28 protein-coding genes and 1 tRNA gene are annotated in these 26,530 nt (G+C 74.8%); 19 read left to right on the top strand and 10 right to left on the bottom strand.

What is annotated here, in order from left to right:
• Nucleotides 1–54: 54 nt before the first annotated feature.
• Nucleotides 55–438 carry a hypothetical protein gene (locus WHI96_RS05720; protein WP_345642103.1) on the bottom strand — a complete coding sequence of 128 codons (384 nt, stop codon included), beginning with the start codon at nt 436–438 and terminating at the stop codon, nt 55–57.
• Nucleotides 439–523: 85 nt separating this feature from the next.
• Between WHI96_RS05720 and WHI96_RS05715 the strand changes: the two genes are divergently transcribed.
• Nucleotides 524–1,306, top strand: a complete 783-nt coding sequence (locus WHI96_RS05715; RefSeq protein WP_345642100.1) for a maleylpyruvate isomerase family mycothiol-dependent enzyme — start codon at nt 524–526, stop codon at nt 1,304–1,306.
• Between the two features lie 23 nt (nt 1,307–1,329).
• Here the strand turns inward: WHI96_RS05715 and WHI96_RS05710 are convergent, their stop codons facing one another.
• Together WHI96_RS05710 and WHI96_RS05705 are read right to left on the bottom strand one after the other, a co-directional pair.
• Nucleotides 1,330–3,051 carry an alkaline phosphatase D family protein gene (locus WHI96_RS05710; protein WP_345642097.1) on the bottom strand — a complete coding sequence of 574 codons (1,722 nt, stop codon included), beginning with the start codon at nt 3,049–3,051 and terminating at the stop codon, nt 1,330–1,332.
• A 43-nt stretch (nt 3,052–3,094) separates the two neighbouring features.
• Nucleotides 3,095–4,057 carry an ROK family protein gene (locus WHI96_RS05705; RefSeq protein ID WP_345642094.1) on the bottom strand — a complete coding sequence of 321 codons (963 nt, stop codon included), beginning with the start codon at nt 4,055–4,057 and terminating at the stop codon, nt 3,095–3,097.
• A gap of 81 nt (nt 4,058–4,138) precedes the next feature.
• Here WHI96_RS05705 and WHI96_RS05700 point away from each other — a divergent pair, with 81 nt between their 5' ends.
• Nucleotides 4,139–5,275: a DoxX family protein gene (locus WHI96_RS05700; protein ID WP_345642091.1), complete on the top strand. Its 1,137-nt coding sequence runs from the start codon at nt 4,139–4,141 to the stop codon at nt 5,273–5,275.
• Nucleotides 5,276–5,348: 73 nt separating this feature from the next.
• Here the strand turns inward: WHI96_RS05700 and WHI96_RS05695 are convergent, their stop codons facing one another.
• Nucleotides 5,349–6,545: a hypothetical protein gene (locus WHI96_RS05695; protein ID WP_345642088.1), complete on the bottom strand. Its 1,197-nt coding sequence runs from the start codon at nt 6,543–6,545 to the stop codon at nt 5,349–5,351.
• Between the two features lie 126 nt (nt 6,546–6,671).
• Between WHI96_RS05695 and WHI96_RS05690 the strand changes: the two genes are divergently transcribed.
• Genes WHI96_RS05690 through WHI96_RS05675 form a run of 4 tightly spaced genes read left to right on the top strand, consistent with a single transcriptional unit; the run spans nt 6,672 to nt 9,910 of the window.
• Entirely contained in the window at nt 6,672–7,862 is a 1,191-nt protein-coding gene (locus WHI96_RS05690) for a Tm-1-like ATP-binding domain-containing protein (protein ID WP_345642085.1), read from the top strand.
• Nucleotides 7,859–8,692, top strand: coding sequence for a phosphoenolpyruvate hydrolase family protein (locus WHI96_RS05685; RefSeq protein WP_345642082.1), 834 nt, complete (start codon nt 7,859–7,861; stop codon nt 8,690–8,692). The genes WHI96_RS05690 and WHI96_RS05685 overlap by 4 nt, the downstream gene beginning before the upstream one ends.
• Entirely contained in the window at nt 8,692–9,447 is a 756-nt protein-coding gene (locus WHI96_RS05680; protein ID WP_345642080.1) for a hypothetical protein, read from the top strand. Before WHI96_RS05685 ends, WHI96_RS05680 begins: the two co-directional genes overlap by 1 nt.
• A 22-nt stretch (nt 9,448–9,469) precedes the next feature.
• On the top strand, nt 9,470–9,910 hold the full coding sequence (locus WHI96_RS05675; RefSeq protein WP_345642077.1) for an SRPBCC family protein: 441 nt from the start codon (nt 9,470–9,472) through the stop codon (nt 9,908–9,910).
• A 3-nt stretch (nt 9,911–9,913) separates the two neighbouring features.
• On the opposite strand, the gene WHI96_RS05670 is transcribed toward WHI96_RS05675, so the two are convergent.
• Both WHI96_RS05670 and WHI96_RS05665 read right to left on the bottom strand, forming a co-directional pair.
• Nucleotides 9,914–10,924: an alanine racemase gene (locus WHI96_RS05670; RefSeq protein ID WP_345642074.1), complete on the bottom strand. Its 1,011-nt coding sequence runs from the start codon at nt 10,922–10,924 to the stop codon at nt 9,914–9,916.
• Nucleotides 10,906–12,216 carry a D-arabinono-1,4-lactone oxidase gene (locus WHI96_RS05665; RefSeq protein WP_345642071.1) on the bottom strand — a complete coding sequence of 437 codons (1,311 nt, stop codon included), beginning with the start codon at nt 12,214–12,216 and terminating at the stop codon, nt 10,906–10,908. Before WHI96_RS05665 ends, WHI96_RS05670 begins: the two co-directional genes overlap by 19 nt.
• Before the next feature lie 121 nt (nt 12,217–12,337).
• Between WHI96_RS05665 and WHI96_RS05660 the strand changes: the two genes are divergently transcribed.
• The 3 genes from WHI96_RS05660 (at nt 12,338) to WHI96_RS05650 (ending at nt 14,485) form a co-directional block, all read left to right on the top strand.
• A complete protein-coding gene (locus tag WHI96_RS05660; protein ID WP_345642068.1) occupies nt 12,338–12,877 on the top strand; it encodes a metal-dependent hydrolase in 540 nt (179 codons plus the stop codon).
• A gap of 69 nt (nt 12,878–12,946) precedes the next feature.
• On the top strand, nt 12,947–13,702 hold the full coding sequence (locus tag WHI96_RS05655) for an SDR family oxidoreductase (protein ID WP_345642065.1): 756 nt from the start codon (nt 12,947–12,949) through the stop codon (nt 13,700–13,702).
• A gap of 81 nt (nt 13,703–13,783) precedes the next feature.
• Complete coding sequence (locus WHI96_RS05650; RefSeq protein WP_345642062.1) at nt 13,784–14,485, top strand: TetR/AcrR family transcriptional regulator; 702 nt, start codon at nt 13,784–13,786, stop codon at nt 14,483–14,485.
• A gap of 3 nt (nt 14,486–14,488) precedes the next feature.
• On the opposite strand, the gene WHI96_RS05645 is transcribed toward WHI96_RS05650, so the two are convergent.
• Nucleotides 14,489–15,145: an NUDIX hydrolase gene (locus WHI96_RS05645; protein WP_345642059.1), complete on the bottom strand. Its 657-nt coding sequence runs from the start codon at nt 15,143–15,145 to the stop codon at nt 14,489–14,491.
• Nucleotides 15,146–15,211: 66 nt separating this feature from the next.
• Between WHI96_RS05645 and WHI96_RS05640 the strand changes: the two genes are divergently transcribed.
• Together WHI96_RS05640 and WHI96_RS05635 are read left to right on the top strand one after the other, a co-directional pair.
• Complete coding sequence (locus WHI96_RS05640) at nt 15,212–16,045, top strand: ARPP-1 family domain-containing protein (protein ID WP_345642056.1); 834 nt, start codon at nt 15,212–15,214, stop codon at nt 16,043–16,045.
• A complete protein-coding gene (locus WHI96_RS05635) occupies nt 16,042–16,995 on the top strand; it encodes an ADP-ribosylglycohydrolase family protein (protein ID WP_345642052.1) in 954 nt (317 codons plus the stop codon). Before WHI96_RS05640 ends, WHI96_RS05635 begins: the two co-directional genes overlap by 4 nt.
• 3 nt (nt 16,996–16,998) lie before the next feature.
• On the opposite strand, the gene WHI96_RS05630 is transcribed toward WHI96_RS05635, so the two are convergent.
• Together WHI96_RS05630 and WHI96_RS05625 are read right to left on the bottom strand one after the other, a co-directional pair.
• A complete protein-coding gene (locus WHI96_RS05630) occupies nt 16,999–18,525 on the bottom strand; it encodes an SIR2 family NAD-dependent protein deacylase (protein WP_345642050.1) in 1,527 nt (508 codons plus the stop codon).
• A 337-nt stretch (nt 18,526–18,862) separates the two neighbouring features.
• On the bottom strand, nt 18,863–19,735 hold the full coding sequence (locus tag WHI96_RS05625) for an LLM class flavin-dependent oxidoreductase (RefSeq protein ID WP_345642047.1): 873 nt from the start codon (nt 19,733–19,735) through the stop codon (nt 18,863–18,865).
• 46 nt (nt 19,736–19,781) lie between these two features.
• Between WHI96_RS05625 and WHI96_RS05620 the strand changes: the two genes are divergently transcribed.
• The 3 genes from WHI96_RS05620 to WHI96_RS05610 all read left to right on the top strand — a co-directional run bounded on the left by WHI96_RS05620 (nt 19,782) and on the right by WHI96_RS05610 (nt 20,824).
• Nucleotides 19,782–20,276, top strand: a complete 495-nt coding sequence (locus WHI96_RS05620; RefSeq protein ID WP_345642044.1) for a nucleotidyltransferase domain-containing protein — start codon at nt 19,782–19,784, stop codon at nt 20,274–20,276.
• A gap of 53 nt (nt 20,277–20,329) precedes the next feature.
• Nucleotides 20,330–20,404 (top strand) — tRNA-Ile (locus WHI96_RS05615).
• A gap of 174 nt (nt 20,405–20,578) precedes the next feature.
• Nucleotides 20,579–20,824: a hypothetical protein gene (locus WHI96_RS05610; RefSeq protein ID WP_345642042.1), complete on the top strand. Its 246-nt coding sequence runs from the start codon at nt 20,579–20,581 to the stop codon at nt 20,822–20,824.
• 77 nt (nt 20,825–20,901) lie between these two features.
• Here WHI96_RS05610 and WHI96_RS05605 read toward each other — a convergent pair whose 3' ends face one another.
• Nucleotides 20,902–21,528, bottom strand: a complete 627-nt coding sequence (locus tag WHI96_RS05605) for a TetR/AcrR family transcriptional regulator (RefSeq protein WP_345642039.1) — start codon at nt 21,526–21,528, stop codon at nt 20,902–20,904.
• Nucleotides 21,529–21,639: 111 nt separating this feature from the next.
• Here WHI96_RS05605 and WHI96_RS05600 point away from each other — a divergent pair, with 111 nt between their 5' ends.
• The 5 genes from WHI96_RS05600 (at nt 21,640) to WHI96_RS05580 (ending at nt 26,529) form a co-directional block, all read left to right on the top strand.
• Nucleotides 21,640–21,834, top strand: a complete 195-nt coding sequence (locus tag WHI96_RS05600; RefSeq protein WP_345642036.1) for a hypothetical protein — start codon at nt 21,640–21,642, stop codon at nt 21,832–21,834.
• Nucleotides 21,835–21,845: 11 nt separating this feature from the next.
• Complete coding sequence (locus WHI96_RS05595; RefSeq protein WP_345642033.1) at nt 21,846–22,307, top strand: nuclear transport factor 2 family protein; 462 nt, start codon at nt 21,846–21,848, stop codon at nt 22,305–22,307.
• A gap of 601 nt (nt 22,308–22,908) precedes the next feature.
• A complete protein-coding gene (locus WHI96_RS05590) occupies nt 22,909–24,009 on the top strand; it encodes a sugar ABC transporter substrate-binding protein (protein WP_345642031.1) in 1,101 nt (366 codons plus the stop codon).
• A 10-nt stretch (nt 24,010–24,019) separates the two neighbouring features.
• On the top strand, nt 24,020–25,030 hold the full coding sequence (locus WHI96_RS05585) for an ABC transporter permease (protein WP_345642028.1): 1,011 nt from the start codon (nt 24,020–24,022) through the stop codon (nt 25,028–25,030).
• Complete coding sequence (locus WHI96_RS05580; RefSeq protein ID WP_345642025.1) at nt 25,027–26,529, top strand: sugar ABC transporter ATP-binding protein; 1,503 nt, start codon at nt 25,027–25,029, stop codon at nt 26,527–26,529. The genes WHI96_RS05585 and WHI96_RS05580 overlap by 4 nt, the downstream gene beginning before the upstream one ends.
• The last annotated feature ends 1 nt before the right edge of the window (nt 26,530 follow it).

Raw genomic sequence — 26,530 nt, 5'->3', positions numbered from 1 at the left:
AGTATCGGACGTACAAGGAACCGGGCGAGCGTCACAGGGGGCGTGCGGTGCGGGTCAGGCCGCGTCGCGTGCCGCGGGCTCCCCGGTGGCCGCAGCGGCCTGCTCGCGGACCCGGCGGGCGTGCCGGCCGGTCGGCCAGGACGACCCCGGAACGGTCGCGTCGGGTTCGTCCTCGTCTGCGACGGGGTCGTCGTCGGCGGGTGGGGCGGGGTCCACGACGTCGGACAGCATGCGACGCGCCCGGGCGAGCTTGCGTGCCCGCCAGCGCTTCCCGGCCAGCCCGGCGACGAGGCCGAGGGTGGGCAGCAGGATCCCGGAGGCGATGACCAGCACCACGGAGTACGCGGGGAAAGCGGCCACCAACAGGAAGGCCGTCAACGGCCAGTACAGCAGTGCCCGCCCCGCGCCCCGTCGCGTCCAGTCACGATGAGGCGGCATGATCCCTGCCTACCCGAACTGCACGATCGTCATGCACGACTCGCCGCAACCCGCCCACATGTTCCGCGACCGGGGGTAGGAATTCATGACCACGACACCGGACCGCACCGCGGTCGACCCGTACGCCGCCGTCCTCCTCGCGGAGAACGACCGGCTGGCCACGCTGCTGACGACGGCCGATCCGGCCACCCCGGTCCCGACCTGCCCGGGTTGGTCGCTGCTGCAGCTGCTCCGCCACGTCGGGCGCGGGCACCGGTGGGCGGCCCGGATGGTCGCCACCGGCGCGACCGAGGCCCTCGACCCGCGCGAGGTGCCCGGCGGGAAGCCGCCCGAGGGCGGCCCCGAGGTCGCGGCGCAGTGGCTGCGCGACGGCGCGACCGAGCTGCTCGACGCCGTCGTCGCGGCCGGGCCGACCGCGCCGGTGTGGACCTTCACCGGTCCGCGGCCCTCGGCGTGGTGGGTGCGGCGGCGGTTGCACGAGGCGACGGTGCACCGCGCCGACGCCGCCGTCGCGCTCGGGGTGCCCTTCCCGATCGACCCCCAGGTGGCCGCCGACGGCGTCTCGGAGTGGCTGGGCCTGCTCGCCGCCCGCCCCGCCGCCGACGAGCCGCCGCTGGCCGAGGGCGCCACGCTGCACCTGCACGCCACCGACGACGTGCCGGACGCGGCAGGGGAGTGGATGGTGCGCGGCGCGGGCGGGCGGGTGGTCTGGGAGCACGGGCACGGCAAGGGCGACGCCGCGGTCCGCGGCACCGCCGCCGACCTGCTCCGGGGCGTCACCCGCCGGATCCCCGCCGACGACGACCGCCTCCACGTCCTCGGCGACGCCGGCGTCTGGACGGGCTGGCTGGCCCGGACCGGGTTCTGACCGGCCGTCACCGCGGGCCGCGGTCAGACCGCCGGGGCGGTCCCCCTCCGCTGCCGGGCCGCCATGGGCGGGGCCTGCGGGGTCAGGACGACCTCGGCGGCGGTGTCGAGCACCGCGGCCGAGCGGGGCCGCTCGAACCGGCACGACGCCCGTCGCCCGTCGGTCTCCAGGGTCGCGACGAGGTTGCCGAACAGCGGACCGGTCGTCCGCTCCCAGGCCACGCCCGCGCGGCCGGCCCCGGTCCGGCGGGTCCAGCGGGTCGTCATCCTGCCCAGCAGCCGCGACCAGGTGATCCGGAACATCACCCGCATCACCGCGGGGACCACGTTGTGCACCGGTGAGCAGGTCAGCTGGTGGACCCGGGTGCCCTCCGGGCCGCGGCCGGGCCGGTCCCCGGGGGTGTGGGTGTGCACGTCGGCGACGGCGGCGTAGGAGTGGTGGACGTCGCCGGACAGCACCGACACCGTGGCGGGCGGGGCGTCCCCGGCGCGCGGGCGGCACGCCTCGCGGATCAGCTCGGCGAGCCGGGCGAAGGAGCGCCCGAACGCGGGCCAGTGCTCCAGGTCGGCCTCCTGGCGGGCCCACTCGGCGACGGCGGCGACCCGGCCGGAGCCGTTCGCGCCCTTCTCGGTCGCGGCCTCCAGGTCGGAGATGACCTGGGGCATCAGCCAGGGCACCGAGGTGCCCAGGACGAGGTGGTCCACGTCGCCGGGGGCGAGCGCCTTCGCGGAGATCCAGTCGAACTCGGCGTCGGACACCATCCGGCGCGGCGTGGACTCGACGATCCGTCCGTTGCGGGAGTCGATGACGATCAGCCGGGTGCGGCCGAGCTCCCAGCAGAAGGAGAACCGCTCGTCCTTGCGGGTGTCGTCGCCGTCGCCGGTCTCGCGGTCCCACAGGGCGGCCCGCTCGGACAGCAGCGGCCAGACGTCGCCCTCGGCGGCCTGCACCTCCTGCCAGGTCCGGTCGGCGGCGAGCTCGGCGGGGGAGAGGTTGCCCAGGTGCTGGTGGACCCAGTACGAGGCCAGGCCGGAGCGGATGCGCTCGGACCACCAGGGCGTGCGGGCGATCTGCTCGCGCCAGGCGCCGGAGGTGTTCCAGTCGTCGCGGACGTCGTGGTCGTCGAAGATCATCGCGGTGGGGACGGTGGAGAGCATCCACCGCACCTCGGGGTCCGACCAGGTGTCGCGGTAGAGGCCCGAGTACTCGTCGAAGCCGACGATCTCGTCGTCGGGCCAGTCCGGGTGCCGCTCCCGCCGCCCGGCGATCCGCCGCCGGGTCTGCGGGGTGAGCTCGTCGGCGTAGACCTGGTCCCCGAGCAGCAGCAGGGTGGTCGGCCAGGTCTCCGGGGGCAGCCCGGCCATCCGGCCGGCGTAGACGTCGAGCGCGTCGAGGCCGTACTGCCGGGCCAGCTTCGGGTCGGCCAGCTTCACGTAGCGGCAGGAGCCGAAGACGATCCGCTGGTGGGTCTCGGTGTCCGCGCCGCGTGTCGCGATCAGGCTCGGCGGGAACGGCGAGTGCGGCAGCGGCCAGACCTGCTCGCCGTCGAGGTGGACCTCGTAGGCGGTGCGGGTGCCCGGCGTCAGCCCGGTCACCCGCACCAGGGCGAAGTGGTGGCCCGACACCTCGAAGGTCGCGGCGTCGCAGCCGAGCACCGAGACGCGGCACGGGCCGGAGGTCTGCACCCAGACCAGCGCGCTGGTCTCGTCGACGTGCCGCAGCACCGGTCCGAGCAGGAGTGTCACCCGTCCGAGCGTAGTCGTGCCCCGGCCCCGTTGCGGGACGAGATCAGGTCTCCTCCAGCGCCAGCAGCCCCGCACCGATCTTCCCGGCGTCGCCCTTGTAGGTGGCGGGCAGCACCGGCGGGATCGGGCGGACCTCGGGCGGGCCGTAGTGGAACTCCCGGGCCGCCCGGCGCGCCGGCTCGAGCAGCAGCTCGCCCGCGTCGACCAGGCCGCCGCCGATCAGCACGACCTCGAACTCGAAGATCGCGTTGATGCTGGCGATGCCGATCCCCAGCGAGCGCCCGAGCCGCTGGAACAGCGACGCCGCCGTGCTGTCGCCCGCCATCGCGGCCATCGTCACGTGCTGGCCGGTGACCTCGCCCCCGGCCTCCGCGGCCAGGGTCGCGATCATGCCCCGCGGGTCGTGCAGGGCGGCGCTGCGGCCCATCCGGGTCAGCGCGGTCCCCGACGCGACCGCCTCCAGGCAGCCGTAGTTGCCGCAGCCGCACTGCGGGCCGTCCGGGTTGACGTTCATGTGCCCGACCTCGGCACCGAGCCCGTGCGCGCCGCGGTAGATCTTCCCGTCGAGCACGATGCCCGCCCCGACGCCGGTGCCGACGGTCAGCAGCACCATGTCGTCGTTGCGGGTCTCGCCGAGCCGGGCCTCGGCCAGACCGGCGACGTTGCCGTCGTTGTCGACGACCACCGGCAGCCCGCACGCGGCCTCCAGCAGGCCGCGGACGTCCCAGTTCTCGTAGTTGTTGTTGGGCGCCCAGCGGATCCGGCCGACCGGCCACTCCACGGTCCCCGCGGCTCCGACGCCGATCGCGCACACGTCCGCGCCCTCGGCGTCACCGCGCAGCTCCTCGACCATCTCCCGCAGGAGGGTGGTCATCGTGTCCGCATCGGACGTGTCCGGGGTGTTGCGCCGCAGCTCGGCGTGGACCGTGCCATCCTCGCCCACGATCGCTCCGGCGACCTTCGTTCCTCCGATGTCGAGCCCGATGGCCCGCCGTCCGTTCGTCACCCGGGCATGATTGCCATCCCACGGCGGTGACACCACACCCACCCCGGGTTTGCGGACGGACGAGCCGGGGAAAGGTGCCCCATGCCAGTCTTGCGACGTGTAGCCCGACCCGCCCTCGCGGCCGTGTTCATCTACGGCGGAATCAACGAGCTGCGGAACGCCGACGCGTTGACTTCCGCCGCACAGCCCGTTCTCGACCAGGCCGCCCCGGCCATCGACAAGGTCGTGGAGAACGCCCCGCTGGACCGGCGCCCGGACAACGAGACCCTGGTCAAGGTCGATGCCGGGGTGAAGATCGTGGCGGGCTCGCTCCTCGCCCTGGGCAAGTTCCCCCGCCTGTCGGCCACCGCGCTGGCCGCCTCGCTCGTCCCGACCACCCTGGCCGGGCACCGCTTCTGGGAGGAGACCGACCAGCAGAAGCGCGCCAACGAGCAGATCCACTTCCTGAAGAACGTCGGCCTGCTCGGCGGGCTGCTCATCGCGGCCGCCGACACCCACGGCAAGCCGTCGCACGCCTACCGGACGCGCCGGGCCGCCGAGCGGGCCCAGGCCCGGCTCTCCGGCTCCGGCTCCGGTTCCGACACCGGTGCCCAGCTCGCCGCGGGACTGGCCGGCGCGGGCACCTCGATCGCCGCGGCCGCCGCGGGCAGCCGGGAGAAGCTGGCCGAGGCCGTCGAGGAGTACGGCCCGGTCGTGCGCGAGCGCGCCACCGAGTGGGGCGGCAAGGCCTCCGAGCAGGCCGCGCACCTGTCCGAGGTCGCCTCGGACAGGGCGTCCACCTGGTCCGAGCAGCTCTCGGCCGCCGCCGAGCGCGGCGCCGAGGCCGCCCGCAAGCAGGCCGAGGTCGCTGAGAAGCGCGGCGCCAAGCTGGCGAAGGCGGCCGAGAAGCGTGGCGCCCAGCTGGAGAAGGTCGTGGACAAGAAGGGCGCCCGGTACCGCAAGGCCGCCGGGCGCAGTGGTGACAGGTGGGTGCGTGAGGCCGAGAAGCGCCGCGTCCGCTGGGAGAAGCAGGCCCGCAAGGCCGCCGCCCGCGCCGAGAAGCGTGCCCCTGAGTACGCCGACCGCTTGTCCACCCTGGTGACCCAGGCCCAGTCGCAGGCCGCGAAGCTCGGTTCGGACCTCGCCGACCGCGCGTCGGTGGCCGGTGCCGAGGCCGCCAAGCAGGCCAAGGCGTCGGCGAAGGACGCGCGCAAGCGCGCCGAGGCCGTCGCCCGCTGACCCACCGCGACACCCGGCCACGGCCCTCCCGACCGGCTCCGTGCCGGACGGGAGGGTCGTGGCGTGTCCGGGGTCAGACCGGGCGCAGCACCTGCAGCTCGCCCGAGTCGAGCGACCGCACCTCGACGACGACCCGGCCGTCCCACACCGGTGAGCGCAGCGCGTTCGCCATCCGCGTGAACAGCGCCTGGCTGCGCGCGTTGGCCGCCGCCTGGTCCGCGATCAGGTTCGGCATCATCCCGCCGGAGCGCTTGCGTACGGTCTGCGGGAGCGTCGACAGCGTGGTCAGCAGCCGGTGCAGCCGAGCGACGTCGGCGGCCCGGCCCGCGAGGTCGCTCTCGACCAGGGGGCGCAGCGCGGTCAGCGGCCGGTTCGGGGCGCGCAGCAGGTGGTCGGCCGCGGTGAGCAGGATGCGCCGGGCGTCCAGGACGAGTGCCTGGTAGGCACCGTGCACCCCGGCCGGGAACCCGGTCCAGCCGAGCTTGCCGACCTCACCGAGCGCGTCGCGCAGCGCCAGGCCGGGCGTGCCCGACGGGTCGGCCCCGGCGACGACCCGCTCCCAGCCCGCGATCCAGGCGTGCGTCTGGTGGCGCAGCACCGACAGGTTCGCGACCGCCGTCTCGAGGCCACGCGACGGGGAGCCGCTGTCGGTCGCGTCGCCGTCGACGACGAGCGAGCCGCGTTCGAGCAGCTCGGCCTGGGCCTCGCGCAGCGACTCCTCGGCCGCCCGCAGCCGCGAGTCCAGCCGCATCACGCACGACGGGGCCAGCTGGTCGACCGCGGCGGTCAGCGCGTCGAGCACCCGGGTCTGGGTGCCGGTCGCGGCGATCTCGGCCGCGGTGGTCAGGGTGAGCAGGCCCAGCCCGGCGCCGTGCCGGTCACCGGGAGCGGTGGGCGCGACCGGCACCAGCGCCGACGACCCGGGGGCCGCGGCGGCCGTCTCGCCGCCGGCCAGGCGCAGCAGCGGCTCGGCGCCGAACGCCTCGGGCAGCGCGAGCCGGAAGGTGAGCCCGGCGGCGGGTCCGCGGCCGGCGTCGGGCGAGAGCCGGCGCGCCAGCTCGCTCGACGCCGACAGCGTCGCCCAGGTGCGGTCGTCGTCGACGGCCGGGGTGGGGGTCCAGCTCAGCAGCAGCGCCGGGCCGGGGGGAGGGTTCCCGTTGCGGAGGGGACGCGGGCCACCGTTGCGTTCGGGGGCGCCGGTCTCCGTGCCGCCGGGCCGCCCGTCGAGCGGGAGCACGATGCCACGCGGGTCGTCCGGTTGACCGAGCATGTCTCTCCAACGACGTCACGGGCCCCGAGGTCACGAGCCCGGCGGAAAGGGGCGTGTCCATGGTGCCCTGCGCCGTCCGGGCTCCGGCTCTCGCCCCGGGTACCCGGGTCCGGGTAGAACTCCCGTGTGGGGACCGCATACGTGATCGGCACGTTCGACACCAAGGGCGCCGAGCTGGCCTGGGTGGCGGAGCTGATGGCCGCCGACGGCGCCGACGTGCGCCGGGTGGACGTGTCCACCTCCGGTGCGGCGAGCCCCGGTCCCGACGTCACCGCGGCCGAGGTCGCCGCCTGTCACCCCGGGGGCGCCGACGCGGTGTTCACCGGCGACCGCGGCAGCGCGGTGGGGGCGATGGCGCAGGCGCTGCGGGCCTTCCTCGCCGGCCGCGACGACGTCGGCGGCGTCCTCGGGCTCGGCGGCTCGGGCGGGACCGCGCTGGTCACCCCGGCGATGCGCGACCTCCCGGTCGGGGTGCCCAAGCTGATGGTCTCCACCGTCGCCTCCGGCGACACCGCGCCCTACGTGGGGGCGAGCGACGTCGCGATGCTCCACGCCTTCACCGACGTCGCGGGCCTCAACCGCATCTCGCGACGGGTGCTGGGCAACGCCGCGCACATGCTGGCCGCCGCCGCCACCGCCCCGCCGCCGGAGACCGGTGCCGACCTGCCCGCCGTCGGGCTGACGATGTTCGGGGTGACCACGCCGCTGGTCACCGCGGTCCGCGAACGGCTCGGCGACGGCGTCGACGCCCTGGTCTTCCACGCCACCGGCTCGGGCGGGCCGTCGATGGAGAAGCTCGTCGACTCCGGCCTGGTCGACTCGGTGCTGGACCTGACCACCACCGAGGTCGCGGACCTGCTCGTCGGCGGGGTGATGGCCTGCGGCCCGGACCGGCTCGACGCGATCGCCCGCGCCGCGGTGCCGTGGGTCGGGTCCTGCGGCGCCCTGGACATGGTCAACTTCGGCGCACGGGCGACCGTCCCGGAACGCTTCGCCGACCGCGTGCTGTACGAGCACAACGCGAACGTCACCCTGATGCGCACCACCGTCGACGAGAACCGGGAGATCGGGGCCTGGCTGGCGGCGAAGCTGAACGCGCTGACCGGGCCGTGGCGGTTCCTCCTGCCGCTGGGCGGGGTGTCCGCACTGGACACACCGGGCGCGGCGTTCCACGATCCCGAGGCCGACGCGGCGCTGTTCGCCGCGATCGAGTCCGGTGTGGGCTCTCCGGGGAACGTCCGGCGGGTCGCGCACCACGTCAACGACCCGGAGTTCGCCGACGCGGTGCTCTCGGCCTGGCAGGAGGTACGGCGATGAGGCGGTTCGGCCGCGCGGAGCTGATGGAGCGGTTCGGCGAGATGGCCGCCCGCGGCGAGCCGATCGTCGGCGGCGGCGCGGGCACCGGGCTGTCGGCCAAGTGCGAGGAGGCCGGCGGGATCGACCTCATCGTCATCTACAACTCCGGGCGCTACCGGATGGCGGGCCGCGGCTCGCTCGCCGGGCTGCTGGCCTACGGCAACGCCAACGACATCGTCGTCGAGATGGCGGCCGAGGTGCTGCCGGTGGTCCGCCGCACCCCGGTGCTGGCCGGGGTCAACGGCACCGACCCGTTCCTGTTCACCGACCGCTTCCTCGACGAGCTGTCCTCGCTCGGGTTCGCCGGCATCCAGAACTTCCCGACCGTCGGGCTGATCGACGGCACCTTCCGGGCCAACCTGGAGGAGACCGGGATGGGCTACGCGCTGGAGGTCGACCTCGTCGCCGCGGCGCGGGCCAAGGACATGCTGACCACGCCGTACGTCTTCTCCGTCGACGACGCCCGCGCCATGGCCCGGGCCGGTGCCGACATCGTGGTGTGCCACATGGGGCTCACCACCGGCGGCGCGATCGGGGCGGGCACCGCCAAGACCCTCGACGACTGCGTCGCGCTCGTCGACGAGTGGGCGCAGGCGGCGCTGGAGGTCCGCGACGACGTGCTCGTCCTCGTCCACGGCGGGCCGGTCGCGATGCCCGAGGACGCCGCGCACGTGCTCCGCACGGCGAAGGTCTGCCACGGCTTCTACGGGGCCTCGTCGATGGAGCGGCTGCCGACCGAGACCGCGCTGACCGAGCAGACGCGCGCCTTCAAGAACGTGCTGGAGCGGTGATGGCGCGCGGGATGCCCGCCCCGCCGCCCGGCGGGGACTGGCGGCGACGGATGGCGGTGCGCGGGGGCAGGGTGTCGCACACCCTCGCCGCGCACGGCTGGCTGGTGGCCCTGCTGCTCGGGGCGGCCTGCGGGATCGGCATCGGGGTGGCCATGGGCATCGCCGAGGCCGGGAGCTACCCGGCGGCGGAGGTCATCGGGCGCAGCATCGGCGGCACGATCGCCGGCGTGCTGTTCTGCTCGATCCCGGCGGTCCTGTTCCTCGGTCTGCCGTCCCAGGCCCTGGCCCGCGCCTACCTGCGCTCCGCGAGCCCCGCCGAGCAGGAGGCCATGCGCCGGGCCGCCGAGAACGCCCCCGTCTCGTTGCCCGACGGCCTCGTCGCGGGGTCCCGGTGGGCGCGCGCCTACTCCGGCTGCGTCGGCTCGGTGACCGCGTTCCACGGCGTCGTGCGGACGGTGCCCGACGGCCCGGCCAAGGACTGGCTGCACGACATCGGCCGCAACCTCGACGCCGAGCTCGCCGAGGCCCTGCGCACCGCGCGGATGGGCGAGAGCCTGGAGAGCGCGGGCCAGGGCAGCGAGGTGGCCCGCACCGTCGGCGCCCGGCTCGAGGTCGCCCGCACCGCCTTCCACGACACCGCGGAGCTGGCCGCGTCGATCGCGCTGGACCTGCGGGTCGACAGCGGCTTCGACGACGTCCGCAGCCAGCTCGACCAGCTCGCGGCGCAGGCCCCCCACCTGCGCCGGCAGTCCTGACACTCCCGAGGAGGAGCCCCCGATGCCCCGTCCCTACTCCAGCGCCGTGATCACGGCACCGCTGGCCGAGGTGTGGCCGCACGTCCGCGACTTCGGTGGCCTGCACCGCTGGCACCCGGCGATCGCGACCTGCGAGCTGATCCGCGGCGCCTCCGGCAGCGAGATCGGCGCGCAGCGCCGCCTGACCCTCGCCGAGGGCGGCGGCACCGTCGTCGAGGAGCTGACCGCACTCGACGAGCGCGGCCACGCCCTGACCTACGAGATCCTCGAGTCGCCGTTCCCGGTGCGCCGCTACGTGTCCACCGTGCGGCTGGCCCCGGTCACCGCGGTCGGGCACACCTTCGGCGAGTGGTGGACCGAGTTCGACGCCGACGGCGCCGACGAGGGCGACCTCGCGGGCCTGTTCGCGAACGGCGTGTTCGGGGTGGGCCTGGCGGCGCTGGGGGAGAGGTTCGGCCGGTAGGTCTCACCAGCCGCGCAGGTCGACCGCCCAGGTCTCCAGCACCTCGTCGCCGTCGACGAGGTGCATCCGCCCGTGGAGGGCGACGGTCGGGTCGACGTGCGCCGGCACGACCCGCACCCGGTCGCCGGTGCGCGGCGGGGCGTCGGCGGCGAACACCAGGTGCTCGTCGGAGCAGAACCACACGTTCCCACCGGGCACCGTGGGGTTGCCGTGGTCCATGCCGAACGCCTTGAGGCCCGCGTCGGCGACCGCCCAGCCGGGCATGTCGCCGTCGGGTGCGGTCGTCGAGACCACGGTGGACAGCACCGTCAGCGCCTGGCGGAACGGCAGCCCGGCGGCGGTGTAGGCGGTGTCCATCAGCGCGTAGGACCCGGCCTGGATCTCGGTGCAGGCGGTGTTCATCGCGTGCGTGCCGGTGCCGCCGCCGGAGACGATCTCGCCGCCGACGTCGGCGTGCGCGGCCAGCAGCCGGTCGGTGCACTCGGTGGTGAGCCGGGCGCGTTCGGCCGCGTCGTCGAGCATCTGCAGGTGGCCCTCGTAGCCCATCACGCCGCGCACGACGAGCCCGGCGGCGCGGGCGGCGTCGGCGAGCGCCCCGGCCCGCGCGGGCGCGATGCCGCAGCGGGGCAGGCCGACGTTGACGTCGACGAGCACCTCGCGGACGCCGCCGTCCACGGCGGCCCGCAGCGTCTGCTCCGAGTCGATCGCGACGGTGACCCGCGCGCCCGACCCGACGACGGCGCCGAGCCGGCGGGCGTCGAGCACCTCGTTGGCGAGCAGCAGGTCCGCGCCCAGCCCGGCCGCCGCCATGCCCTCCACCTCCCGCACGGTGGCGCAGGTGAACCCGGTGTGGCCGTGGGCGGCCTGCCGCCGGGCCAGCTCGGTCGTCTTGTGCGCCTTGACGTGCGGCCGCAGCCGCGGGCCGGGCAGCAGCGCGGCCATGTCGGCGAGGTTCGCCTCCAGCGCGGCGGCGTCGACGAGCAGCGCGGGTGTGGTCAGGTCGTCGACGTGCACGGCACTCCCAGGACCCGGTCGAGGTAGGGGTTGCGGAACCGGCCCGCCGGGTCGAGTCGGTCACGTGCGGCGACGAACGCGTCGAACCGCGGGTAGCGGGGACGCAGCTGCTCCGCGGTGCGGGTGTGCAGCTTGCCCCAGTGCGGCCGTCCGTCCAGTGCGGACAGCACCGACTCGACGGCCCCGAAGTACGCCTCGTGCGGGCGTCCCGAGTGGACGTGCACGGCGAGGTAGGCGGTGTCCCGTCCGTACGCGGTGGACAGCGCGATGTCGTCGCCGCGCAGGATCCGCACCTCGACCGGGAACGCGACGTCGTGGGCGTGCCGCGCGGCGGCGGCCCGCAGCCCGGCGAACGCCTCGGGCAGCGCGGCCCGCGGCACGGCGTACTCCATCTCCAGGAACCGGACACGGCGCGGGCTGCAGAACACCGCGTACGACGGGGCCACGTACTCCCCGGCGGCCATCTGCCCGGCCATGACCCGGTTGAGCCGCGGGACCAGCGGCGGGGCGAGCGCGGCGACGCGCTGGACGAGCCCGAACGCCCCGTTGCCGAGCACCTCGTCGCCGACCAGCGCGGCGACCCGGCCGCGCCCGGGCGAGCGCCGTTCCGTCCGGTCGTCGGTCTTGAGCACCGCGGTCGTGGTGTGCGGGAACCAGTAGAACTCGACGTGGTCGTGACCGGCGGCGAGGTCGTCGAGGCCGTCGAGGACCTCGGCGAGCGGGCGCGCGGACTCGCGGGCGTGCAGGTGGAACGCGGGCACGGTCGCCAGCGTCACCCCGACCAGGACACCGAGCGCCCCGAGGCCCACCCGCGCCAGGTCGAACAGGTCGGGGTCGGCGGCCGGGCCCAGCTCGTGGAGCTCCCCGAGCCCGTCGACGAGGTGCAGCCCGCGCACCCCGTCGGCGATGCCGCGGTACCCGGCGCCGGTGCCGTGGGTGCCGGTGGAGATCGCACCGGCGACGGTCTGGGCCTCGATGTCGCCGAGGTTGGGCAGCGCGCGGCCGTGGGCCCACAGCCACCGGTTCAGCGTGTGCAGGGTGACCCCGGCCGGGACGGTGACGAGCCCGCCGTCGAGCCGGATCGCGGCCGGGTCGGCGGGGACGGCCAGCGCGATGCCGTCGGGCACGCCGATGCCGGTGAAGGAGTGGCCGCTGCCGAGCGGGCGGACCCGCAGGTCCCCGTCTGCGGCGTCGCGCACCGCCCGGGCGACGTCGTCGGCGTCGCGGGCGTGGACCGTCCTGATCGGACGGGTGCGCTGGTTGCCCGCCCAGTTGCGCCACCGGTCCGTCACCCTGCGAGCCTGCGCGGCCCGGCGGGCACGGTCAAGGCCGGTTCGCGCGTGTCGGCGCCCCGGCGTCACGGTGTCGCACGGTTACCCTCCGTGTCCGTTCGGACAGGGGTGGGGGATCACGATGATGGGTCGTACGCACGCGTTGTCGGGCGCGGTGCTGGGGCTCGCGGTCTGCTCGGCGATCCCGCCGCCACCGGTGCTGGTGCCGGTGGTCGTGGTGGTGTGCGCGCTGGCGGCCTTCGCTCCCGACCTCGACCACCCGTCGAGCGTCGCCGCACGGTCGCTGCCGCCGGTCACCTGGCTCCTGTGCCGGGCGATCCGGTGGCTGTCCCGGGTGACGACCGGGGTCTCGCACCGTGGCCTGTCGCACTCGCCGGTCTTCGCGGCCGCGGTCGGCCTGCTGGCGTGGTGGGCGACCGGGTTCCTGCTGCCCGGGGAGACGGCGGTCTGGACCGGTGTCGCGGCGGGCGCGGGCTGCTGGGTCGGGGCGATCGGCGACGAGCTGACCTCGAACGGCAACCGGTTCGCGTTCTGGCCGCTGGTGGGGATTCGCTGGCCGCGGGCGCTGCGGTTCCGCACGGGCGGGACGGGGGAGCACGTCGTCGTCGGGCTGCTGGCCGTCACCGGCGTGGCGCTGCTGACGGGGACCTGGGCCTTCTGACGCGACCGCGTTCGACATCGCCCTGTATAGCTGATACATCTAGCTATACAGTCGATACGGGAGGAACGCATGAGTGTGCAGTCGTTGCAGGACCGGACCGTGCTCGTCGCCGCGGGCGGCAAGAACCTCGGCGGGCTGATCAGCCGCCAGGTCGCCGAGGCGGGGGCGAACGTCGCGATCCACTACAACTCCGCGTCCTCGCGCTCCGATGCCGAGGAGACACTGAAGGCGGTCGAGGCGGCCGGCCGCGAAGGGGTGCTCCTGCAGGGGGACCTGACCGTCCCGGCGCAGGTCGAGCAGCTCTTCGCCGATGCGACGGGGTCGCTCGGTCCCGTCGACGTCGCCGTCAACGCCGTCGGCAAGGTGCTCCGCAAGCCGATCGTGGACACCACGGAGGCCGAGTACGACGCGATGTTCGACATCAACTCCAAGGCCGCGTACTTCTTCATCAAGGAGGCGGGCCGGAGCGTCGCCGACGACGGCGCGATCATCACCGTCGTCACGTCGCTGCTGGCGGCCTTCACCGACGGCTACTCCACCTACGCCGGCGGCAAGGCCCCGGTCGAGCACTTCACCCGCGCGGCGGCCAAGGAGTTCGCCGACCGGGGCATCTCGGTGAACAACGTCGCCCCCGGCCCGATGGACACACCGTTCTTCTACCCGGAGGAGACCCCCGAGCGGGTCGAGTTCCACAAGTCGATGGCCATGGGCGGGCGGCTCACGAAGATCGAGGACATCGCGCCGATCGTGCGGTTCCTCGCCACCGAGGGGCACTGGATCACCGGCCAGACGATCTTCGCCAACGGCGGCTACACCACGCGCTGAGGGCGTGACGATGGGCGCCGGGGGCGGCGGCCGGTCCGCCGCCGGCGCCCCGGCCCCGCACGCGCGTCCTACAGTGGAGCCGTGGCAGATCAACCGGCCGAGGTCGGGACCCGGGACCGGCTCCTGCGCGCTGCCGCCGACCTCATCGCGGCGTCGCCGGGTGAGACCGTCCCGCTGCGGGCCGTCTGCGACGCCGCCGGCGTCCGCCTCCCGACGCTGTACCACTTCTTCGGCAGCAAGGACGGCCTGCTCGACGCGGTGGTGGAGCACGGGTTCGAGCGGTACCTGTCCGCGAAGCGGGCCCAGGAGTCCAGCGGTGACCCGATCCAGGACATCCGCGACGGGTGGGACGCCCACGTCGCGTTCGGCATCGCCCACCCCGGCTTCTACGCCCTGATGTACGGGCAGGTCACGCCCGGGCGACGGCCGTCGGCCCAGGACGGACCGGCCACCGCCCTGCTCGGCCTGACCCGGGAGGCCGACCGCCGGGGCCGGCTCACCGTGAGCCCGGAACGCGCCGCGGCCCACGTCCTCGCCGCCAACGTCGGCGTCACCCTGCGGCAGATCATCACCGCGCGCCCGGACCCCGGGCTGTCGGCCGACATGCGCGAGGCCACCCTCGCCGCGATCACCGGTGGACATGCGGAGCACGCGACCGGCGGGCCGGGGGTCGGCGACGCCGCGGCGGCCCTGCTGGCGCTGCCCGACGACAACGACGTCCTCGGGGCGCCGGAGACGGTGCTGCTCAAGAAGTGGCTGGCCGAGCTCGCGCGACGGGGGTGAGCGTCACCGCCGCCGGAACGTCCGGGCCGGCTTCCCGACCGTCCCGGCGCGGACGTGGCCGGTCTCGACCAGTCCGTCGGCGACCCGGCGGCGGAAGGTGTCCTTCTGGAGGCGTCGCCCCTCGACGGCCTCGTGCACGCCCTGCAGCTCCAGCAGCGTGAACTCCCCGCCCGCCAGCCCGGCCGGGTCGGGGGCCGCGGCGTAGCGGTCCCGGGCCCAGCGCAGCGCGTGCGCGACGACGAGGTCGTGGTCGTAGGCCAGCGGGTAGGGCAGCGTCCCGTCCTCGACCGGGGCGAGGACGCCGGTCGTGCCCTCGATCCGGTCGTGGCCGACCAGGTCGACGTGCGCCACCGACAGCACCCGGCCGCGCGGGTCGCGGGCGGGGTCGTCGAAGACCCGCAGCTGTTCGGGCTCCCGGCCGGTCACGCCCACCTTGTCGCGCAGCGCGCGCAGCGCCGCGTCGCGCAACGTCTCCGCGCCGTCGACGTGCAGGAACGTCCCCGGCAGTGCCGGCAGCCCGCGGGCGTGCGCCCCCGTGCGCTCGTGGACCACGACGGCGAGCCGCCCCCCGGCGTCGAGGGTCAGCAGGGCGACGTCCACGGCCACGGACGGCCGGTCGTAGTCGGTGAGGCGCCTGCCGTGCTCGTCGGTCCATCCCATGCTGGACAGATTAGCGCGGTCATGCTCTTATTGGTTAGCGCAGAGTTGAGCCAATAGGAGGACGTCATGGACCTGCACGTGGGCAACCCGGTGGTGCGCGGGGCGCTGACCCTGTTCCCGGTCTTCAACGGTGGGGCCGTGCGCGGCCGCGGCTACGACCTGGGCGGCGGCGCGCTGCGCGTCGCCGAGCGGGCGGGCACGCCGGCGGTCGACCAGCTGGTCGTCACGAACCGGGGGCCGCGCCCGGCGTTGCTGACCGAGGGGGAGCTGCTGACCGGCGGGTGGCAGAACCGGGTGGTGACCCGGTCCGCGCTGGTCGGGGCCGGACGGTCGGCGGTGGTCGCGGTCCGCTGCGTCGAGGCGCGGCGCTGGTCCGGGGGCACCGAGCACGCCCGTGACGGCGAGCGCGCCCCGGTCGCGGTGCGCGCCGCGACCGCGGACCAGGCCACGGTGTGGCGGCGGGTCGCCGGTTACGGCGCCGGTGCCACCGGGTCGTTCCAGGACGCGGCCCGTGACCGCCGTGCGCGGGCCCGCCGGCTGGTCGGCGACCTGGCGCCGCTGCCGTTCCAGTGCGGGGTGCTGGCCGGGGTCGCCGGCCGTCCGCTGCTGCTGGAGGTGTTCGACTCGCCGCGCACCCTGGCCGCGGCCTGGGACGGGCTGGTCGCGGGGACCGCCGTCGACGCCGTCGGCGCCGACCCGGTGGTGACGCCCGGCCACCGGGCCCGCCGGTTCGTCGCGCAGCTCGCGGCGGTGCCGACCGCGCCGGTGTCCGGCGGCGGCGAGGGGACGGCGTTCGCCGGTGCGACGGCGACGGCCCGCCTGAGCAGCCTGTCCTGGCGGGGGCGCGCGGTCGTCACCGTCGCGACGAACCCGGCCCACCCGCTGGTGGTGGCGGCGTGAGCGCCGTGCAGGACCGGGCCGCCGGGGTGCTGCTGGGTGCGGCGGCGGGCGACGCCCTCGGGGTCCCCTACGAGTACGGCTCCCGCCCGCTCGTCGGGGAGCCCGCGATGCTCGGTGGCGGCCTCGGCGGCTACGCACCGGGCCAGTGGAGCGACGACACCGAGATGAGCTGCGTGATCGCCCGGGTCGCCGCCACCGGCGCCGACCTGCGGACCCCGGACGCGCTCGACGCGATCGCCGACGGCTTCCTCGCCTGGTTCGCGACCGGCCCGGCCGACGTCGGGATCCAGACCCGGCGGGTGCTCACCGGGCTCGCCCCCGGCCCGGGGTCGGCGGCCCGGATGCGGGCGGCCGCCGCGCGGGTGCACTCCGAGACCGGGCGCACCGCGGGCAACGGCTCCCTGATGCGCACCGCGCCGGTCGCGCTCGCCCATCTCGGCGACCCGGACGGGATCGTCGAGGCCGCCCACGCGGTCAGCGCCCTGACCCACCACGACCCGGTCGCCGGCGAGGCGTGTGTCCTGTGGTGCCTCGCGATCGACCGTGCCGTGCGGACCGGGGAGCCCGACCTGCGTGCCGGGCTGTCCCGGGTCGATCCGCAGTGGACGGTCTGGCTGGACCGGGCGGAGGGACTGCGGCCGGGCGCCTGGGCCGTCGGGAACGGGTGGGTGGTCGCGGCGCTGCTCGGCGCCCGGTCGGCGGTGGAGGGGGCGGCGACGCTGTCCGACGGCCTGGTCGCGGCGGTGGGTGGGGGAGGGGACACCGACACCGTCGCCGCGATCGCGGGGGCGTTGCTGGGTGGTCGGTTCGGTGGTGCGGCGGTCCCCGAGCGGTGGCGGCGTGAGCTGCACGGATGGCCGGGGCTGGGCGGGGAGGATCTCGTCGCGCTGGCCGGGCGGATCGCGACGGGCCGGGAACCGGTCACGCCGCCGGTGCGGGCCCCGTGGTGAGCGTCAGCGTCGTGCGGAGTCGCCGAGCCGGTCCAGGAGGTCGCGCACGGCCCGTCCGGCGGTGGTCGACAGCTCGTCGTCGCCCATCTCCGCGGCCACGCGGCGGAGCCGGTCGGCCAGCCGTCGCTCCGGCGGGGTCAGCAGCATCGCGAAACGGTCGTCGAGGAGGTGCCCGGGCCCGGCATCGGTGTGGGCGAGCAGGTGGTCGAGGAAGATCTCCATCTGCCGGGCCTGGTCGGCGACGTCGGTGAGCGCACCGCCGTCGTCGAGGGCGACGAGGTCGAGGTCGTCGCCCCACAGCCGCCGTCGCAGCGTCGACGACGACAGCATCAGCGCCGTCCCCAGCTTCGGGTCGCCCGGCCGGCGCGGACGGACGGCCCGGACGTCGTGGACGACCTCGTGGAAGTGGTCGTCGGTGAGGCCGAAGCCGACGAAGAGCAGGTGCCGGGTCAGCAGCAGCGCCTTCGCGAGCGCCGACAGCGCCTCACGGCCGGAGCGGAAGGCCAGGTAGTCGCGGCGGGTCAGGACGATGGACTCCGGCCTCGTCACGGTCCCGTGCAGCTTGAGCAGCCACCGCTCGCCGAGCGCCGCCGAGTCCTCGGGGAGCACGGCGGTCCGCTTCCCGAGCGCCTCCCCGGCGAGTTCGTAGAGCTGGTCGTAGTTCAGGGTGACGGCCTCACGGCACGGGAGCCCGGACAGCAGCGCGGGTGCGATGCCGTACCGGTCGGCCGAGGTGTGGCCGACGACGGCCGCGGCGAACGCGGCCCGGTCGGCGTAGCCGCGTTCGAGGATCTCGGCCTGGTCCAGGACGTCGAGCGTTCCGAACTCCGTCCGATCCGCCGGGGAGAGGCGCTCGGTGGTCAGTCGCTCGACCAGGCCCTTCCAGGTCGGCAGTCCGGCGGAGATCGAGACCCCGGCCCCGATGAACGGGACCAGTCGCCCACGGCCGGCGTGTCCGGCGAGCGTCGCGGAGCGCTCGCGCAGGGCGTCGTCGAGCCCGGGCCACCACCGGTCCTCCTCCTGGCGTCGCAGCCGCTGGGCCTGGGCGAGGTCGCGTTCCTCGCGCAGGACCAGCGCGACGTCGACGTCGGCGTCGGTGGCCCGCGCGGTCTCCAGCGCGGCCCGGACGAGCGTTCCGCGGAACGCGTCACCGCCGCCGCCCGCACCGCCGAACAGCGGCATCGCGACCAGGGGCCTGCCCCGCGCCGAGTGCGTGTCCCGGGCGACCCGCGACGCCTCGCGGAGCCCGGCCCCGACGCGGTCGCCCACGTCACGGGCGTCGCGGACCCCGTGGAACGGCACCGCCGTCAGGACCGGACGGGGTCCGTCCCACCGCGGCAGGGCCAGCGCGACGGTGTGCTCCGTGCGCAGGTCATCGGCCTCGCCCCCCAGCGCGTCGCGGGCGGCGCGCAGGCCGTCGACGCTGCTCAGCCAGCCCTGCGCCAGGTGCAGGGTGCAGTCGGTGGGGAGGAGCCAGGCGTCGCAGGCGAAGCGGGTGATGTCGCCGGGGACGACGAAGACGTGACCCATTCCGACAGTCTGTCGCAGACGCGTGTCCGCGACCGGTGCGACCGGCTCCTCGGCACGGCGCGGTCCCCGGGGAACGGCCGAGCAGCCGGCTCTCCAGAGCGGTCGGGGACGGGAGCGCGGTGACGGCGTAGCGCTGGTCGGGGTCGGCGACGACCTGCTCGGACCAACGGACGGGTGGGCGCGGATCGAGCCCCGGCGGCCGACGGACCCGCTGCTCGTGGAACTCCGAACCGCCGCGCCGGTGCCGACCGGCGAGCCGCACCACCTCGACGCGGCAGCCGGCGCGTTCGGCAGCGGCGGTGATCTCCGCTTCGCTCCCCGTCCGGTCCACCGCCCTCTACCGGTGCGGCCGCTCCACCGGCCGCGGCCGCATCGCCGGCGTGGGGTCGTCGTCGGTGTCGCCCTCCTCGACGACCGCGGGCCCGTGCGCCGGCCCCGCCACCCCGAGGAACGGCCGCACGAAGCGCGCGGTCCGCTCCATCACCTCGTCGTGGACGTCGGCGCGCACCGTCGACGGCTGGGCCTGCACGATGATCTCGCCCGCCCACGGCAGGGCGGGGTCGGCCAGCAGTTCGTCGATGATCCGGCCGGTCGAGTGGCCCGCCGGCAACGGCCGGGACAGCGCGACGCGCGGGACGCCGCGGGCGTAGGTCCAGTACCGGGCCAGCTCGGGCACGACACCGCCGTCCGACGACGGCGGCCTGCCCGACAGCACCCCCACCCCGCGGGCCGCGGCGGCGTCCACGGACGACGGCGTCGCCGTCGCCCACCACACCCGCTGCGCGGCGAGCGCGGGCGGCAGCATCTCCAGCAGGACGTCCAGCGTGGCGACGGTGTCGCGGTGCCGGTCGTCGTGGTGACGTCCGAAGCGTCGCGCCGCGTCGGGGTCGGCGCCCGCGCCGATGCCGAGCTCCAGGCGTCCGCCGGAGAGCGCGTCCAGCACGCCGGCGTCCTCGGCGAGCCGACGCGGGTCCTCCAGCGGCAGCGCGACGACCGCGGTCCCCAGCCGGATCAGCCGGGTGCGTTCGGCGACCGCGGCCAGCAGGACCAGCGGCGACGGCAGCCGCCCACCGAGGTGCCCGTCGTGGTGCTGGGCCACCCAGAACGAGTCGTACCCGAGCTCTTCGGCCCGCTCCGCCAACCGGATCGTCTCGCGGTAGGCGCGTGACGGATCGTCACCGGTGACGTGCGTGAGGTAACCGAGCCGCATCGGGAAAGGGTAGGAGAGCACCAGGGGAGCCGTGCCAGGGTGGGGTATGGATGTCACCGACGAGGCGGAGGTCCTGCGCGTGCTCGGCGCGTTGGACGCGGCGGGCTGCACGTACTGGGTGGAGGGCGGGTGGGGCGTGGACGCCCTGATCGGCCGGCGGACGCGCGATCACCGCGACCTCGACGTGGACGTCGACGGGCGGCACGAGGGCCGGGCTCTCGAGGTCCTGGCGGGTCTCGGCTACGCGATCGAGACGGACTGGCGGCCCACCCGGGTCGAGCTGGTGGCGCCGCGTGGTACGCGCGTGGACCTCCACCCGCTGGAGGTGAGCGACGACGGCAGCGCCCGCCAGGCCGACCTCGACGGCGGTTTCTGGGAGTTCCCGGCCCGCTACTACGCGACGGGGGTGATCGGCGGTCGCACCGTTCCGTGCGTGTCGGTGGAGGCGCAGCGCCGCTTCCACGAGGGATACCCGCCGCGTGCGGTCGACCTGGCCGACCTGGCGTTCCTCGACGGGATCGAGCGCGCCGGGGCGGACTGACCGAGGAGGTTCCGGAGGAGGGATCGCTCTGCTCCGGTACTCTCCGGCTCGCCGCGGCGGTAGCTCAATCGGTCAGAGCAGCGGACTCATAACCCGTCAGGTTGCCGGTTCGAGCCCGGCCCGCCGCACTTCCCCCAGGTCAGCCCGTTGCGTCGGCGCTGCAGCAGCTCGTATGACGATCGAATCCAACGGGAACCACGTGGGGTTCGATCGAGCGGCAGGTGATCGGCGTGGCCCGACCGCCGTTGCAGCATCAAGGTCGCCCGACGAGCGGGCGACCCCACCGGCGGCTACCTCGCCGGATGCCGGTTCCGAGACCTCGACGGCAGGATCCGGCTGATCGAACGCAGTGGGGCGACGAAGGCCGCCGCGTCCCGCGCGCTCCGGGACGAGATCCGGACCCGGTCGCGCAGCGTCGCGACCGCGCCCCGCGGCCGGAGCACACCTTCGAGCGGGCGGCCGAGCTGTGGCTGGTCGAGCTCGACGCCCAGGTCGCCGATGGCGCCCGTGCGGTCACCACGGCCGACCTGTACCGGCGGCTCGTGTAGCTCCGGACCCGGGGATTCCTGATGTTCACACCTCGCGGACGCTCGGGTGTGGCCCGAGACCGGGGGCCGCGGACGTGCTACCGCGCCGGCCGGGCCAGCGCGGTGAACACCCCGACCAGCCTGTGAGCCAGGTCCGCTGCCCCGTCGTCGGTATCGATACCGGTCAGGCGCTGCAGCGCCCCGTCTCTCACCAGCACGACCAGCCCGTGCGCCGCGGCCCACGCGAGCAGAGGCAGCCCGTCGGGTGAACCGGGCGCAAGAGCGGCGCCGCCGGGGTCCAGGGCGGCGGTGACGTCGGTGAGTCCGGCGAACGAGGCGTTGCGTGCGGCGACCAGCGCGGGGTCGTCGGCGTGCAGCTCCGCGGGGCGGAACATGAGGGTGAACAGCTCGCGGTGGGCCAGGCCGAAGTCGAGGTAGGCGCGCCCGATCGCGGTGAACCGGGCACCCGGGTCGGGATCCGCGGCGGCGGCCGCGGCGTCCAGGTGCGTACCCAGCTGCCGGTAGCCCTCGGCCGCGACGGCGCTGAGCAGCCCTGCTCGGTCGCCGAAGTGCCACTTGGGTGTAGCGCGGGAGACCCCGGCCCGCTCGGCGATTGCACGCAGGCTGAGTTTGTCGGCACCGTGCTCGCGGAGTTCGGTGTGTGCGGCGGTGAGCAGAGCGGCCTTGACGTCGGTGGGGTACGCCGGATCGGAAACGGGAGACACGGCAGCAGCATCCCACATCGTTTGACAGCGTCAAAGTTCGATGGAATGGTCTGCCCCATGGCAACTTTGACGGCGTCAAACAAGTCGGCGAGAACGGCATCGCCGCGGCGAGTGCGCACCGTGTCCCGGGTCGTCCACCTCGTCGCCGCCCTCGTGCTCGGTACCGCGCTCTACGCCCCAGCCGGTATCGCCGACCCGCTGCTCGACATCGTGCGGGTCGTCGTCGTGCCCGCCCTCACGATCACCGGCGTTGTGCTGTGGAAGCAGGCGCAGCTGCGCTCGCTGATCCGCCGCATCCGTTCCTGAAGGAGATCCCGATGTACCGCATGTTCGTGCGCCACAACGTCCGCGCCGCATTCGCCGCCCTCTCGCGCGGCGAGCTGGGCACTGATGACATGGCCCCCGATGTCCGGCACTCCTTCCCCGGCGCCGGAGCGCTCGGCGGCCGGCGCGATGACCGCGACGACGTCGAGGCCTGGCTCGTCCGGCTCTACCGCGTGCTGCCCGGGTTGAGCTTCGACGTCCACGCCGTCGCGGTCGACGGGTGGCCGTGGAACACCACCGTGGGGGTGCAGTGGAGCAGCCACGCCGAACTCGCCGACGGCTCCCACTACCGCAACGACGGCGCCCACATCCTGCGCCTGCGCAACGGCAGGATCATCGCCTTCCACGCCTACGTCGACGACGTCGCCGCCATCGACAACGCCCTCGACCGCCAGGCCGCGACCGGCATGACCGAAGCTGCGGCGCCACAGATCACCTCGGCCGCGCGGGCGTGACGGCTCGGCCGTGCCGCTGCCGTTACGCCGAACCCGCCGGCACGACGCCCTGCCGTTGCCGGTTCGAGCCCGGCCCGCCGCACGCGAAGCCCTGTGACCAGCGAGAACGGTCCGGGTCTGTTCGTGTGGACGGAGCTGCGACGCTCCTTCCCCCTCCACATCCCCTCCGGCTGCGACTACATCATGTAGCGAGATGCCACTCTCCGGGCCGGTGGCCGGTCATGATCATCGGCCACCGGCTGCGCCGTGGCTCCGCGCGGCCGGGTGGCGCGTCAGCTACCGCCAGGTGGACTCACCGGAACAGCGCACTGAGCCGCACCGGCTTCCTGATCGGCACGGCCCTGGCTGCCCGGCTGGTCGGTGACGAGCGGCGCACGCCGGGTGACACTCGGTCCGGGCGTCGCCCGGCCGCGTACCCGGGCGCCTCTGAGAAAGCGCATTCCCGACAGATCGTCGTGAACGCAGACACCAGATTCGACCGTGAGCAGCTGTTTGCCCCGCCACGATGAGCCATTGACTGCCTGAGCATCCTCGTGTAGAAAACGTTTTCAGTCACACGAGCGTGTGGCCGGCGCAACGAAGCACCCTGGAGGCGGATCCCATGAGGTCCCTCGTTCGACTGCGGGCCGCCACGGCCCGATCGGCGGCAGCCGCGATCGCACTCGTCCTGGCGGTGGCCCTCGCCGGATGCTCGACGACCACCACCGGCTCGACGGCGCAGGCAGGCCCGGTCGCCCCCGAGGACATCATCATGGTGTCCGAGGTCCGATCCCTGACGAACCCGTACGAGGCGGCCTGGGTCGAGGGCAGCAAGGCCTACGCCGAGTCGGTCGGCGTCGAGCTGAAGACGATCGTCTACAACGGCGACTCGCAGCAGGCGCTGGCCCAGCTGCAGTCCGTACTGGCCACCGGCAGGACGGTCCTGCTCAACATCAACCCGAACTCGACCGCCGACACGCCGGCGATCGTCGCGGCGGTGAAGAACGCCGGCGGTCGCGTGGTGACGCAGTGGAGCAAGCCCGACGACCTGAACCCCTGGGACATCGGCGACAGCTGGGTCGCCTACGCCGGCTACGACGGCGTGGAGCAGGGCCGGGAGACCGGCCGGGTGCTCGCGGAGTCGATGGGTGGGACGGGTGGGGTCGTGGCCCTGCAGGGCCTGCTCTCGAACGACATCAGCACCGAGCGGTTCAACGGTCTGCAGGAGGCCCTGAGCGGGGCCCCCGGCGTGCGGCTGCTCGACGCACAGCCCGCCGACTTCGACCGCACCAAGGCGTACACGACCACGAAGACGCTGCTCAGCAAGTACGGCCGGGAGGTCACGGGCATCTGGGCCGCCACCGACTCGATGGCGCTCGGCGCGATCCAGGCCGTCTCCGAGTCCGGGCGGACCGACGTCCGGATCGCCAGCTCCGCGGACGCGACGCCCGAGGGGCTCCAGGCGATCGAGGCGGGCCGGATGGTCGCGACCTACACCACCGACCCCTACTTCAACGGCGCCATGGGACTCGCGCTCGCCTACCGGGCCGCGACGGGGGAGCTCGACGTCGCGGGCCTGCCGGAGTCCGACCGCGCGTTCTACGTCCGGCAGTTCCTGGTCACCGCCGAGAACGCCGCGCAGTACGCCACCCCGCCGACGCCCGAGCAGATCGTCGAGTCGGTCCGGAACCCGCTCGAGCGCAACGCCGGCCGGATCTCCTGAGGGGCGCGACATGACCACCGTTCAGAAGCCACCCACCGGGGCAGGACGGTCCGCGCCGTCCGGGACGCGCGGGCGCGCGCTCGCCGACGCCGGCCCCGCCCTCGCCCTCGTCGTGCTCTGCCTCGTGTTCGCGGTCGCGACCCCCGGGTTCGCGACGCCGGAGAACCTGCGGGCGATCCTCGACCAGGCCGCCATCCCGCTGATCCTCGCCACGGGCATCTCCCTCGTCGTCCTCACCGGCGGGATCGACCTCTCGGTCGAGGGGGTGATGGCGGCCAGCGGGCTCACCTTCGTCCTGCTCGCCCGCAACTCGGTGACCGCGGCCGACCTCGGCTGGGGCGCGCTGCTCGTGGGCGTCGGGTGCGGGGCCCTGTTCGGCCTGGCCAACGGGGTGCTGCACGTCGTCGGGCGGGTGCCGTCGTTCATCGTGACCCTCGGGACCTGGTTCGTCGGTCTCGGCACGGCGACCGTCCTGTTCGGATCGGTCACCCCGGAGCTGCTGGACGAGAACTTCCGCGGGTGGGCCGGCGCCACGGTCGCCGGGATCCCGCTCTTCGCGCTGGTCGCGGTGCTGGTCGTCGTGCTCGCCGTCGTGACCTGCCGGTCGACCCGGTTCGGCCGGACGGTCCTGGCCGTGGGGGGTGACGAGCGGATCGCCCGGCTCGCCGGCCTGCCCACCGGCCGGGTCAAGATCGCGGTCTTCACCCTCGCCGGGATCGCGTCGGGCCTGGCCGGCGTGCTCGCCACGATCCGGCTCGGTGCCGGTGACGTCGCGGTCGGCTCGGGGACGCTGTTCCTCACGCTCTCGGCCGTGGTCCTGGGCGGGACCCTGCTCGCCGGCGGGCGCGGTGGCCCGCTGCACACCGTCGCCGGTGTGTTCCTGCTGGTGGTTCTGGGCAACGGCCTGCTGCTGCTGGGTGCCGAGCCGTGGGTCCAGCAGGCGGTGCAGGCACTGATCCTGGTCGCCGCGGTCGTCGCCGGCGCCACCCCGGTCCGGCACCGGATGCGGGTGATCAAGTGAACGCGCCCGTGGTGGAGCTGCGTGAGGTGAGCAAGTCCTTCGGCGGGCTCGCCGCGCTGAGCGAGGTGTCGCTGGAGGTCCGCCGGCACGAGGTGGTCGGCCTGGTCGGGGAGAACGGGGCCGGCAAGTCCACCCTGCTGAAGATCCTCTCGGGCGAGCTGCGCCCGGACTCCGGCGAGATCCGCTTCTCGGGCGAGGTCGTCACGCCGTCCGGTCCGCGGGCCGCCGCGGCGCTCGGCGTGAGCATCGTGCACCAGGAGCAGGCGCTGGTGCCCAACCTGCGGGTGGCGGAGAACGTCCTGCTCGGTTCCGAGGGGGACGCGGTCCGGGGCGGCTGGGTGCGGCGGCGCCGGCTCGAGAGCCGGGCCGCCGGGCTGCTCGCCGGCGTCGGGTCGACGGCCGATCCGCGGGGGTCCACCGCCGACCTCGGCTTCGCCGAGCGGCAGATGGTCGAGATCGCCCGGGCGACCGAGATCGGGGACCACGGGCACCCGCCGCTGATCATCCTCGACGAGCCGACGTCGGTGCTGGAGAGTGAGGACGTCGACCTCCTGCACGACCGGGTGCGGGCGTTGTCCGAGCGCGGTTCGGTGATCTTCGTGTCGCACCGGTTGGAGGAGATCCGGCGGTTCTGCGACCGGATCTACGTGCTGCGTGGCGGGCGGGTGGTGGCCGAGCGTGGCCCCGACGCCGGTGACGACGAGCTCTACCGGCTGTTGGTCGGCCGGGAGGTCACCGGGCCGCGGGCCGACCGGGCCGAGGTCGACCGGAGCGCGGAACCGGTACTGCGGGTGCGCGACCTCGCCGTCGCCGGCCGGGTGCACGAGGTCTCGTTCGAGATCCGCCCGGGCGAGGTCCTCGGGCTCGTCGGGGTGGCCGGATCGGGCCGGGAGGAGATCGCCCGCGCGGTCTTCGGGGCGGAGCCGGCGAGTGCCGGCGAGATGCACCTGGCCGGGCGGCGGTACGCACCGGCCGGCCCTGCCCAGGCAGTCCGGGCCGGCGTCGCGCACGTCCCGGCCGAGCGGCGGACGGACGGCATGATCGCCGGGCTCACGGTCGCGGAGACGCTGCTGACCGTCCACCCACGGGCCGGCGCCGTCCGCGGGGTGCTCTCCGCCCGCCGCCGTAGCGAGATAGCCCGGTCCTGGATCGAGCGGCTCGACGTCCGCCCGCCGGACCCCGCCGCCGAGGTGGGCCGGCTCTCCGGCGGCAACCAGCAGAAGGTGGCGGTCGCCCGCTGGCTGCAGAACGGGCCGCCCCGCCTGCTGCTGCTCGACCACCCCGCCCGCGGGCTCGACGTCGGTGCCCGCGACGACCTCTACCGGCTGTTCCGCGAGCTGACCGCACAGGGCACCGCGATCCTGCTGCTCGCCGACACCCTCGACGAGGCGATCGCCGCCTCGCACCGGATCCTCGCGCTCCGCGAGGGCCGGATCACCGGCGAGTTCGACGCGGACGACGCGCCGACCCCGCTCCAGCTGCTCGAGAAGATGATGTGAG

This window comes from Pseudonocardia tropica (assembly GCF_040105315.1).
Classification (GTDB): domain Bacteria; phylum Actinomycetota; class Actinomycetes; order Mycobacteriales; family Pseudonocardiaceae; genus Pseudonocardia; species Pseudonocardia alni.
The sequence above is the reverse complement of the archived record's forward strand: the minus strand, read 5'-3'. Positions and strand labels throughout refer to the sequence as shown.